Annotated in this window: 9 protein-coding genes; 6 read left to right on the top strand and 3 right to left on the bottom strand. The window is 61.7% G+C overall.

Going from position 1 to position 11,626, the window contains the following annotated elements:
• Positions 1-5 precede the first annotated feature (5 nt).
• Together priA and SYN65AY6A5_RS04205 are read left to right on the top strand one after the other, a co-directional pair.
• The gene (gene priA, locus SYN65AY6A5_RS04210; RefSeq protein WP_228375198.1) at positions 6-2,432 is read left to right on the top strand and encodes a primosomal protein N'; all 2,427 of its coding nucleotides are present in this window, start codon (positions 6-8) and stop codon (positions 2,430-2,432) included.
• A 159-nt stretch (positions 2,433-2,591) separates the two neighbouring features.
• The gene (locus SYN65AY6A5_RS04205) at positions 2,592-3,698 is read left to right on the top strand and encodes an isocitrate/isopropylmalate dehydrogenase family protein (RefSeq protein WP_099812112.1); all 1,107 of its coding nucleotides are present in this window, start codon (positions 2,592-2,594) and stop codon (positions 3,696-3,698) included.
• A gap of 31 nt (positions 3,699-3,729) precedes the next feature.
• On the opposite strand, the gene SYN65AY6A5_RS04200 is transcribed toward SYN65AY6A5_RS04205, so the two are convergent.
• Positions 3,730-4,656 (bottom strand): D-isomer specific 2-hydroxyacid dehydrogenase family protein, encoded by a 927-nt coding sequence (locus SYN65AY6A5_RS04200; RefSeq protein WP_011430313.1) that lies wholly within the window; start codon positions 4,654-4,656, stop codon positions 3,730-3,732.
• 272 nt (positions 4,657-4,928) lie between these two features.
• Here SYN65AY6A5_RS04200 and SYN65AY6A5_RS04195 point away from each other — a divergent pair, with 272 nt between their 5' ends.
• From SYN65AY6A5_RS04195 to queA, 4 genes are all read left to right on the top strand, one after another.
• Entirely contained in the window at positions 4,929-6,215 is a 1,287-nt protein-coding gene (locus SYN65AY6A5_RS04195; RefSeq protein ID WP_240527662.1) for a phosphodiester glycosidase family protein, read from the top strand.
• A 1,325-nt stretch (positions 6,216-7,540) separates the two neighbouring features.
• The gene (locus SYN65AY6A5_RS04190; protein WP_240527661.1) at positions 7,541-8,218 is read left to right on the top strand and encodes a cob(I)yrinic acid a,c-diamide adenosyltransferase; all 678 of its coding nucleotides are present in this window, start codon (positions 7,541-7,543) and stop codon (positions 8,216-8,218) included.
• Between the two features lie 84 nt (positions 8,219-8,302).
• Positions 8,303-8,896, top strand: coding sequence for a dCTP deaminase (dcd, locus tag SYN65AY6A5_RS04185; RefSeq protein ID WP_011430319.1), 594 nt, complete (start codon positions 8,303-8,305; stop codon positions 8,894-8,896).
• A gap of 91 nt (positions 8,897-8,987) precedes the next feature.
• Complete coding sequence (gene queA / locus SYN65AY6A5_RS04180) at positions 8,988-10,178, top strand: tRNA preQ1(34) S-adenosylmethionine ribosyltransferase-isomerase QueA (protein ID WP_099883952.1); 1,191 nt, start codon at positions 8,988-8,990, stop codon at positions 10,176-10,178.
• Here queA and SYN65AY6A5_RS04175 read toward each other — a convergent pair.
• Positions 10,175-10,951 carry an HAD family phosphatase gene (locus SYN65AY6A5_RS04175; RefSeq protein WP_011430321.1) on the bottom strand — a complete coding sequence of 259 codons (777 nt, stop codon included), beginning with the start codon at positions 10,949-10,951 and terminating at the stop codon, positions 10,175-10,177. The two genes, queA and SYN65AY6A5_RS04175, sit on opposite strands and share 4 nt — an antisense overlap.
• A 28-nt stretch (positions 10,952-10,979) precedes the next feature.
• Positions 10,980-11,477 (bottom strand): aldo/keto reductase, encoded by a 498-nt coding sequence (locus SYN65AY6A5_RS04170; RefSeq protein ID WP_240530461.1) that lies wholly within the window; start codon positions 11,475-11,477, stop codon positions 10,980-10,982.
• Between the last annotated feature and the right edge of the window lie 149 nt (positions 11,478-11,626).

Genomic DNA, 11,626 nt, shown 5'->3' with positions numbered 1-11,626 from the left:
ATCCGGTGGCGCAGCCTGCTCCTCCCCGCTGGCTGGAGGTGTGGGTGGATCATCCCCACTTGGGGGGCTGCTTCACCTACCGCGTGCCAGAGGGATGGGAGCCAGAAGCGGGCGATCTCCTCAGCGTTCCCTTTGGCCAACAGGTGGCGGGGGCGGTGGCTCTGGGCTGGCGCTCGGAGTTGCCGACAGGAGTAGATCCCCAGTCGGTGCGAGAGATTGAAGCGGTGGTGGCCAAAGGGATCCTGCCCAAGGATTTCTGGCCTCTGCTGCAGCGGGTAGCCAACTACTACCTCACCCCCCTAGCCCAGGTGGTGCGCACCGTTTTGCCGCCGGGCTTGCTGAGCCGCTCCCAGCGGCGGATCCGCCTGGTTGGATCCCCGCCAGGGGAATGTTCGCCGGCTGCCCAGGCTTTGCTGCGGCTGCTGCGGGAGAAGGGAGGGGAGCTGTCTTGGCGTTACCTCCAGCAGCAGGTGCCTGGCGCCGAGGTCGCTCTGCGGGAGCTGCAGCGGCGGGGTTGGGTGGAAAGCTTCTGGCAGGAGCAGCAGGGGGGCAGGGTGAAAACCCAACAGGCGGCCACCTTGGTGGAGGACTCGCTGGAGGGGCTGAGCTTGCCCCAGCAGAAAGCGCTGCAGATCCTCAAGCAAAAGGGGGGGGAGCTGCTGCTGGTCGAGTGGGAGCGCCTGGCGGGGGTGAGCCGGTCAGTGCTGCAGAGCCTAGCCCGCAAAGGCCGGGTGCACCTCTACGAGCGACCCTTGCTGCGGCTGGGAGAGGCCGAGCGGCCTGTGGAGAAAGATTTGCCCAAGCCTCTGACGCCAGCCCAGGCCGAGGCAGTGGCGGCCATCCAGCAAGCCCTGGGGCGAAACCAACGCTTTCTGCTGCATGGGGTCACCGGCTCCGGCAAGACAGAGGTGTACCTGCAAGTCATTGCCCAGGTGCTGCAGCAGGGGCGGTCAGCCTTGGTGCTGGTGCCGGAGATCGGCCTTACCCCGCAACTGACGGATCGCTTTCGGGCGCGGCTGGGATCCCGCGTGTGGACCTACCACAGCGGCCTCTCAGCCGGCGAGCGCTACGACCTCTGGCGGCAGATGTTGGTTGCTGTCCCCCAGGTGGTGATCGGCACCCGCTCGGCGGTGTTTGCCCCCTTGGCCAACCTGGGCCTCATCGTTCTGGACGAGGAGCACGACGACAGCTTCAAGCAGGATCAGCCCCAGCCCTGCTACCACGCCCGTCAGGTGGCGGAGTGGCGGGCTGAGCTAGCCAACTGTCCCCTAGTTCTGGGCAGCGCCACACCGGCAGTGGAAACCTATGCGGTCCACCTGCAGGATCCGCAGCGCTGGGTTCGTCTCCCTTTGCCGCAGCGCATCCCCCAGGCGGGGATCCCGGCCACCCTGCCCCGGCTGGAGCTGGTGGACATGCGCCAGGAGCTGCAGGCGGGCAACCGCAGCATTCTCAGCCGCCGCCTGCATCAAGCTTTGCACGAGACTTTGAAGAGGGGGGAACAGGCCATCCTCTTTGTCCCCCGGCGGGGGCACAGTACCTTTGTCTTGTGCCGCAGTTGCGGCTTTGTCCTCACCTGCGCCCACTGCGACGTCTCCCTTACCTTTCACCTGGAGGGCGGGCAGGAGCTGCGCTGCCACTACTGCGGCGCCCGCCAACCCCACCCCCAGCACTGTCCTGCCTGCGGCTCGCCCTACCTCAAGCACTTCGGCACCGGCACCCAGAAGGTGGTGGAGGTGCTGCAGCAGCACTGGCCGCAGGTGGCGATTTTGCGCTACGACAGCGACGCCACCCGCCGTAAGGGATCCCACCGGGATTTGCTGGAGCAGTTTCGCAGCGGCAAGGCCCAGGTGCTGGTGGGCACCCAGATGCTCACCAAAGGGCTGGACATCCCCCAGGTGACGCTGGTGGGGGTGGTAGCCGCCGACGGGCTGCTGCACCAGCCTGACTACCGCGCTGGCGAGCGCACCTTTCAACTGCTGACCCAGGTGGCGGGCCGGGCAGGCCGCGGATCCTTGCCAGGCCAGGCCATTATCCAGACCTATTTGCCAGAGCACCCCATCTTGCAAGCGGTGCTGGCCCACAACTACGAGGGCTTTGTCCAGGCCGAGCTGCGCCAACGCCAAGAGGGGGGCTACCCTCCCTACCGGGCGTTGATTTTAATTCGCCTGAGCAGCAGCCGCCTGGAGGCGTTAGAGCGCTACTGCAGCCGCCTAGCTGAGGGCCTGCAAGGGATCCCGGCGGAGGTGTTGGGGCCAGGACCGGCCCGAGTGGAGCGGGTTGCCGGCCGCTACCGCTGGCAGATCCTCCTCAAACAGCTTCCCGATCAGCCCTGGGATCGCGCCCAGATCGATACCCACCTGCGCCGCGCCCTTGGACATATTCCCCAGGGGATTCGCGTCAGCCTCGATGTGGATCCGCTGCGGATCCTCTAGGGGCGGCAGTTTTGCCGCAGCTTGGCGTTGGATGGCCCCAACCTGTTTTATAGTCGTTTAAGCTTCGTTTAAGCTCAGGGATCCCCCACGGGCTCAAAGGCCGGCGCTAGGCGGGATCCCGTCAAGCTGCCAGCGTCAATCCTGGGAGGAGAAGGATTTGTGGCCTATCGTGTAACGTTGATCCCCGGCGATGGCATTGGCCCGGAAGTAACCAGGGCAATGACCACAGTCCTGGAGGCCACCGGGGTGGACTTGGAGTGGATCCGAGTAGAAGCAGGGGTAGAGGTGATTGAGAAATACGGCACGCCTTTGCCACCGCAGGTGTTGGAGTCCATCCGGGAAACCAGAGTGGCCATCAAAGGGCCCATCGGCACCCCTGTAGGCACGGGCTTTCGCTCAGTCAATGTAGCCATCCGCAAAGAGCTGGATCTCTACGCCAACCTGCGCCCGGCCAAGTCCCTCCCCGGCATCAAAAGCCCCTTTCAAGACATTGACCTGGTGGTGGTGCGGGAAAACACCGAGGATCTCTACGCCGGGATCGAGTTCGAGCGAGGCACCCCCGAAGCAGCCCACGCTCGCGAAGAGATGATGCGTCTTTCTGGCAAGTTCATCCGCGAGGGATCTGCCATTGGCATCAAACCCATTTCGGAGTTTGGCAGCCGTCGCATTGTCAAGTTTGCCTTCGAATACGCCCGCCAGAATGGCCGCAAAAAGGTAACGGCCGTTCACAAAGCCAACATCATGAAGTTTACCGACGGCCTGTTTTTGCAGGTGGCACGGGAGGTGGCCCAGGAGTACCCCGACATCGAGTTTGAAGATCTCATTGTCGACAACATGTGCCTGCAACTGATGCAAAAGCCCCAGCTCTACGATGTGCTGGTGCTCACCAATCTTTATGGGGATATTATCTCCGACCTGTGCGCCGGGATGATCGGCGGGCTGGGGGTGGCGCCAGGGGCCAACATCGGCGATGGCATTGCGGTTTTTGAGGCTATCCACGGCTCAGCGCCCAAGTATGCCGGCCAAAATAAGGTCAACCCCTCTGCCCTCATCCTCTCCGGGGCCATGATGTTGCGCTACCTGGGCGAGCGGGAAGCCGCCGCGAGGGTAGAAGCGGCAGTGCAGTCGGTCATTGCCGAAGGCAAATACGTCACCTATGACCTGGCGCAAGGGGAGCCTGTGGGCACCCAGGAGATGGCCGAGGCCATCGCCGCCCGCGTCCAGGAGATGGCTCCTCCCCAGGATCCTATTCCCATCGAGTCCTAGATCCCTGCTTCCCTCGGGAGAGGGTGAGGGCTCAGTAACCTAGAACCGGATCCACCACCCCCAGCAAGGGTTCTCCCAGCCGAAAGCGGCTCACATTTTCCCGCACCCGCTCGGAGAGGGCAGGGACAATCATGGCGTCGGTGATGGCCGTGTGGGGGGTAATTAGGCAATTGGGCAAGCGCCAGAGGGGATGTCCATCGGGCAGCGGTTCTGGATCCGTAACATCCAGGGCGGCACCCCGGATGATCCCCTCCTGCAAGGCGGCCACCAGGTCAGGGGTGACGATATGTTTGCCGCGCGCCACATTGACCAACCAACAGCCGGATCCCATCTGCTCCAGCTCTGGCCAGGCGATGATCCCCTCTGTCTCGGGGGTGAGGGCCAAGGCCAGGATCACCACATCCGCTCCTGCCAGCACTGCCTGCCGCTCCGCCAACGTCACCACCCGGCTGGCTCCCGGCAAGGGATCCGCCCTGCGCCGCACCACCTCAACGGAACACTGGAAGGGCTGCAACAAGCGGATCAGGGCCTGGGCAATGCCCCCCGCCCCGAAGATGACCACGCGGCTGCCCCAGAGGCTGGTGCCGGATCCCGGCTGCCAAGTCTGGGCCAGAGCGCGGTGCTTGAGATCCCGCAGGCCGGCCAAGGTGAGGGCCAGGGCATGCTCGGCCACCGCTTGGGCATAGACCCCCTTGCCGCAGGTCCACACATAGGCGGGATCCAGGATCCCTGCCTGGGCAAAAGGCTCCACGCCCGCCCAGGGCAACTGCACCCAGCGGATCCCCTTTCCTTCGGCAAGACACTGCTTGAGCTTGGGCACGTCAAAGGCATCGGCCCACACCAGAGCCTCCGCTTCCGCCAGCGGCACCAGTTCGCCACCCCCCGCCAGGACTGCCTCTTTTAACCAGGGTCGGAGGTGGTCGGGTTCGACGGCTATGCGTCTGCCTTGGATGCCCATCAGAGCTCTCGAAGATGACTTCCCCTTTGCCAGGATATCGCTGGCAGAAGGGGGTGGGAAAAGCCTCAGAACTGTTAAGGGATCCCAAAGGGAGGATGGGAAGGGATGCCGGAATCGCTAGGTTAGGAGCTGTAGCCTCTGCCTCTTCTTCTCGTCTTCAGCCCATGACCCTTTCTGAGTTTTTGACCTTGGTGCTGCTGCTTTTTCCGGGCATTCTGCTGTCTTTGATTTTGATGGCCACTTTTGCCGCCGGCGGATAGGAGCTGCCAAGCTTGCTCAAAGCCAAAAACTTGCCCTCTTCCTGCCAGATGCAGTTTCCCAACTTGGCGCCTTGGGTGGTGCCGGCAAGGTGGGTCTCTTGGTCCAAAGCTGTGGCCTGGGCGGGGGCAGCTCTCCTCTTGCTCAGCAACCTACCTGTCCCTGCCCAGACGCTCCTCAACGGGCAGCCTGTGCGGGTAGTAGAGGGGATCCCTTTGTACCAAAGGATGGTTTGGCTGGAGGATCGACGGATCCTGGTTTCCGTCGTGGCAGTTTCCCTAGCCGCCGGCCAGTTGCGCCCCATTTGGGCCGACCCTGCCAGTCTAGTGGGCCTGGGGGAGCTGCCCGCTTTTAGCCGCGAACGGGGAGCGGTGGCTGCTATCAACGGCGGCTTCTTTAACCGCAATACCCGCCAGCCGCTGGGGGCCATTCGCCTGGAAGGCCGCTGGATCTCCAGCCCCATCTTGGGCCGAGGGGCGATTGCCTGGTTTGACGCCGCCAATTCTCCCCCTGGCTTGGAGCCGGTGCGCTTTGCCCGCCTGCGGATGCAAATAGAGCTGCGCAACGACTTGGGGGATCGGATCCCCTTGGTCGGCATCAACAGCGGCTACATCCTGCCCGGGATCGCCCAGTACACCCCTGATTGGGGATCCACCTACACCACCCAGACGGACGACGAAGTTCTCCTCATTGTGCAAGAAGACCGGCTGCAGCAGATCCTGTCGGCAGGCGTGGCCGGCAAAGTGACGGTGCCGATCCCTCCCAAAGGCTACATACTGGCAGCACGAGGGCTAGAGGGCGCTCTAGAAGCCGGCAAGCTGATCCCAGGAGATCGCCTCCGGCTGGACTGGACGGTGGATCCGCTGGAGCTGGAAGCCTACCCCCACATTCTGGGGGCAGGGCCGCTCTTGCTCTTGGACGGCCAGGTGGTCCTGGATGCCGAATTGGAGGGGTTTCAGCCTCTCTTCCGCCGGCAACAGGCTGCCCGCAGCGCCATCTGTCTGCGGCAGGGGCAACCGGACAACAGGGATCTGCTCCTGGTGGCCGCCGGCAATGCCCAGGAAAACCAAGGGCTCACCCTGTTGGAGATGGCGCAGTTGTTGCGGCAGTTGGGCTGTCGCCACGCTTTGAACCTAGATGGAGGCCGCTCTTCCACACTGGTGCTGGGGGAAGAAGCCGTCAATCTGGAGCCAGAGATCGGACTAGCCGACGGCGAGACTGATCCCAATACAACGAGATCTCGGCGGCGCCTACCCCGGGTTCACAATGGCTTGGGTTTTTTCTCCAACCTAAGTCGCTAGCGGCAAACCAAGACAACTCTTCCGGCAGCAGGATACGGTTCTTTTGATGTACGGCTCGAGCGTCGGATCCCCATCTGCTTTCTGGCTACTTTTTAATCAGCTTGACACTCCCTCTGCCTGAAGGCGCAGTCCACAAACGAACTCGTAGAGGCGTTGTCAAGCCACCCCTAGACAGCCCCTTGAGGCAGAGCCCCAAGGTTCTACTTACTTTTCTGAGACTAAAGGAGGCTTCTCAGAGAAGAAAGAGCCTTGCCCCCCTTGCGCCATAGGATCCCGGCAACATCGGTACCCAAGGATCTGGAGCGCGGAGTGACCGGCTTCAAATGGGATCCAACCCCAGCTTTTTCCGGCAACCCTGACGGGAGCCGCTACGGATCCGTTCCTTGTCTGCAGCGATCCTGCTTGCCTACAGAACCCTCATAAAGTTGGCAAAAACCCAATAGAAATTCCTATTCATTTGATCAGGAAACAGCGACGCAATCTATATAGAAATACTGAAGTTTAATTCAACAGAAAAACTATCAAACAACCAACTGTACAAAAAATTGGTCTTGCAATAAGTTTTACATTATTTTCCAATTAACCGCCGATCCTGATAGACCTTATCAAAAGACCATCTTTATGACGGCAGTAAACAATCTGCGTTTATCGACCTAAGAAAGTAGACCTTCTGGCTCTGTGGTCGCAACCTTTCTCAAATGAACTACTTTGGAATGCACACAAGTTCTTCGACTTCCAATCAAGCGGATTAGTCTATAGTCTATGCCGAGCAAGGCTCCTGGGACGCCTCAAGTCTCTTTTCTATTGAGTTCTATTGAGTTGAGCAAGCCGCCGTCATTGGCCTTCTCATGTATTGAGAGTTAATCTTATCTAGAAAAAGTGATCTTTTGCTTGCATCTTTTTGGGGCACATTTTCGTGATTAAGCAAGATGGCTAGACGCTTAAGCTTTTACACCTCGGCGGAAGTTTTATTAAGATCTCATCCAAAAGCTTTTCTTCTCGCCCATCGCCTCCGCCTGGCAAAAAGCTAGGATGGGCAAGGATTATACTTTCTAACACCGTATTCGGGGCGGTTTGTGTGTCGACGGGAAACAGAACTGACTCGTTGACGAATAGGCACAGGTGGTGTTTCATGGAATCCGTAGTCAATGTTTTCCACCACTTGTAAGCCTTGCGTCCCATCAGTTGCCGTTTGCCTTGGCAGGCGGTAGTTGCTTGTGGCTCTCCTTCGCGTCTCCGCAACGGTGACGGATAGGGCTTTTGTTCCTCGGCAAAGCCGCCCAGACCAAGGGCCTTGTCCCCTAGCCCCCTCACGAGATAAAACCGTGGTTCGCACTGCCTCACCCAATCCTATGCCCTCCCCCAAGGATGCCGTTCCTGTTGCCCGCATCAAACAGCCTGCAGCCCAGGCCAACCCTGCTGCCGGCGACCGCTTTTTCCAGCGGGACGGAGCCTTTTCTGCCCAGCTGATCCCCCAGGGATCCCTGCAGCTCTACACCCATCCCAGCCGGGGCATGTTCACTCCTGTGATGGCTCAGGCACTGCGCTTGGCCGGCCAGGGGACGCGGGTGTTGATCGTGCAATTTCTCAAGGGCGGGATCAACCAGGGGCCGGAAAATCGTCTTTTGCTGGGCAGCTCGCTGGAGTGGGCCCGCTGTCGTCTGCACCGCTGCATCGATACGCCTCACCTGGAGCCGGAGGAGCGGGTGGCTCTGGACGAGCTGTGGCAATTTACTCAGGAGGCGGTCAGGAGTGGCCGTTATGGCTTGGTGGTGCTAGACGAGTTGGGCCTGGCCATCAAGCTGGGCCTGATCCCGGAGGCGCAGGTGCTGGATTTGATCGATCAGCGCCCAGTCTGGATGGACATGGTGATCACCGGGCCGGAGATGCCGGATTCTCTCCTGGAGCGCGCCGATCTGATCACCCAGCTACGTCCACGGCGGGATCCAGTCCTCGTTCCTCCTTCCCCAGAGGGCGGCCCCCCGCCGAGAATGGATCCCTAGCGGGTCAGCAGCTCGTAGCCTTGCCAGCAGCGACTGCGCTCTCTTCTCCAAACTCTCTGGCCTGTCGGGCAGCCTGTTGCAGCCATGTTAAAAAACGACCGCTGGATCTACGAGCAAGCGCAACGGGGGATGATCGAGCCGTTTTGTCCTGAGCTGGTGCGCCGCGTGGAGTGGAACGGCCAGATGCGGCCCGTCTTGAGCTACGGGCTCTCGTCCTACGGCTACGACATTCGCCTGTCACCGGTGGAGTTCAAGATCTTCCGCCACGTGCCCGGCACGGTGGTGGATCCCAAGCGGTTTAACCCCAAAAACCTGGAACCTGTGGAGCTGCACCACGACGAGATGGGGGACTACTTCATCATCCCCGCCCACTCCTACGGCCTGGGCGTCTCCCTAGAACGGCTGCAAGTCCCGGATAACATCACCGTCATCTGCATTGGCAAGTCCTCCTACGCGCGGGTAGGGCTGATCGCCAACCTCACCCCAGCCGAGGCGGGGTGGCGGGGCTATCTCACCTTGGAGTTCTCCAACGCTTCCAGCGCCGACTGCCGCGTGTATGCCAATGAAGGGGTGGTGCAGCTCCTCTTCTTGGAAGGGGATCCCTGCCAGACCACCTACGCCGACCGCCAGGGCAAGTACCAGGATCAACCCCAGCGGGTGGTGGTGGCCAAGGTCTAGGTGGCACACCCTCCCCCCAATCCCTCCCGGACAAAGCCTCTGGCAACCGGCATCCGTCGGCTATGCTGGAGGCGTGCTGCTGTGTTTGTCCATGAGCCATTCTTTCCTACTGGCTGCTTCTGCTGGCCAAGCCGAACCCGGCAAGCTTCTTCCAGGGAGCGTTGGAGAGCTCAACCCGGATCTCCTAACGGCTAGCTACGACTACTCCCTGCCCCCTGAGCGGATCGCGCAAGCCCCTGTGGAGCCACGGGATCAGGCGCGAATGCTGGTGGTGTACCCAGATAGGCACGAGCACCGCCGCTTCTGCGACCTCCCCGACTACCTGCAGGCCGGGGATCTGCTGGTTCTCAACGACACCAAGGTAATCCCAGCCCGGCTATGGGGGGCTAAGGTTTTGCCGGGAAAGGACGCTTCCGGGGCACGGGTGGAGGTTTTGCTGCTGGAGCCCATCCCGGCCAACACCTCCAAGCAGGAGCAAATCTGGCGGGTCTTGGTTAGGCCAGGCAAACGGGTCAAGGTGGGGGATCAAATCCGGTTTTGGGATCGCCAGGGATCCCCGGCTGAACTGGGGGCCACAGTGCTGGCCGTGGACGCGGAGACGGGTGGCCGGGTGGTGCAGTTGACCTGGGAAGGGGCGGATACCTTTGAGCAGATCCTGGGGCGGGTGGGGCGGATCCCGCTCCCTCCCTATCTGAAAGCTGCCCACGCCCTTGATCCGACAAGCGCGGGAGTCCGACCTGAAGACTATCAAACGGTCTGGGCCAGACACCCGGGCTCGGTGGCCGCCTCCACCGCCGGGCTGCATTTTACCCCCCAGCTCTTGGAGCGGCTGGCCCAAAAGGGGATCCAAACTGCCTACATCACCCTCAACATCGGCCTGGGCACCTTCCGCCCGGTGGAGGCGGAGCGAGTAACCGACCACCGCTTGCACAGCGAGTGGCTCAAGGTGCCAGCGGAAACGGTGGCCACTATTCGCGAAACCCAGGCCCAGGGAAGGCGGGTGATTGCCGTGGGGACAACGGTGGTGCGGGCACTGGAAACGGCAGCCCTCTGCGGCACCCTGCAACCCTGGCAGGGAAAAAGCGACCTCTTTATCTACCCCGGCTACTCCTGGCGGGTGGTGCAGGGGCTGATCACCAACTTTCATCTGCCCCGCTCCAGCCTGATGATGCTGGTGGCAGCCTTGATCGGGCGAGAGCGTTTGCTGGATCTCTACCAAGAGGCCATCCGGGAGGGTTATCGGTTCTACTCCTTTGGGGACGGCATGCTGATCCTGCCCTAGGGAGAACCCTGCCCTTTGGCTAAGGGTTTGCCAGGAGGGTCGGCAGGACGGTCTTGGCCAGTGGCAAACCAAGTTTGGAGGCGCTCCCATTCCACTTGGGGGTAACCATCCACCGCCCAGTTGGCCCGCCGCTGCAACATGTGCAGCGGGAAGAAGGTGGCTAGGGCCAAGACCGGGATCCCTTGCGAGCGAGCTGCTTGAATGCCGGCGTAGGTGGCTTCAAAACTCAAGCACTCCTGAGGGGAAAGCCCCATCCGCTCTAAAAGCAGACGGTGCAACTGCCCCGGTGATAGGGCGGGATCCCCTGCCTCGCCGGTTACGCGGTAGCGAAAGTCATGAGTCAGCCGCGCCAGAGCTGGACAGGGGAAGCGCTCCAAAAAAGCCTCCACCTCAGCAGCGGCGTGGCCGCTCACTAGGCCCACCTTGAGCTGCAGCCGCTCCAGCTTCTCTAGGGCCTCTGCCAAACCGGGGACAAGAAGGGATCCCTTCTGCTCCTGCAGAGCCTGTTGATAGTAAAGGGCCTTGCGGCGCAACAACTCTTCTCGTTGCTTGGGGCTGAGCACCCGTCCCTGGGCTTGCCAAAGCGCCGGCAGGCGCTCCCAATCCGGTCGGCCCAGATAGTGCAGCCGGTAGAGCTCCTTTTGCTCCCGGGATCCCAGATCCCAGGGACGCAGGTTCTCCTCCAGCAGCACTTGGTTGATGGCGTGGAGGTGCAGCCCCTCGTCGTCGGCCACCACACCGCTCCAGCTTAGGATCACCCCTTGCAGCGCCATTGGACAGCCTTACCCCCCACTCCTTGCTCTAGGCAGCACGGGCAGGGGGGGCCATGAAGCTGGGGGGGATGGGTTCGGGGACATGCCTTTGCAGGATCGCGTCGATGGCCTGCATTGCCTCCGCCTCCAGCGACCAGCCCCACACGCCGGCTAGGTCCTCCAACTGCTGGCGCTTGCGCGCTCCCCACAGGATTGCACTCACCCCCGGCTGATCCAAGAGCCAGCGCACCGCCAACTGGGGCAAGGTTTTGCCGTAGCGCTCCCGCGCCAGCCGGCTCAGCTCTTCTGCCGCTTGCAGGTACTGGGAGTAGCGAGGCTCTCCAAACTTGGGATCGATGCCGCCGCGCAGATCTCCAGGCGGAAACTGGGTTTGCGGCGTCAGCCGTCCCCCCAACAGCCCTCGACAGAGGGGGCTGTAGATCAGCGTGGCAATACCGTTGGCACGACAGTAGGGCAGGACATCTGCTTCGATCTGGCGCTCAAACAGGTTATAGGGCGGCTGGGCCGTGTGTAGGGGTCCCGGCAAGGACCCGGAGCTAGAGGATGGCAAGCCCCAGAATTGGCGGCAGTATCTGCTGGAACTCAGTGGTATTCCCTGGTGGATCGGCAAGCTCAAGACGTACTTTTACCTGGCGACAGGACAACTGCAGCGATACCCTTACGTTCCCGAAGCGG

This window comes from Synechococcus sp. 65AY6A5 (assembly GCF_002760415.1).
GTDB lineage: Bacteria > Cyanobacteriota > Cyanobacteriia > Thermostichales > Thermostichaceae > Thermostichus.
The sequence above is the reverse complement of the archived record's forward strand: the minus strand, read 5'-3'. Positions and strand labels throughout refer to the sequence as shown.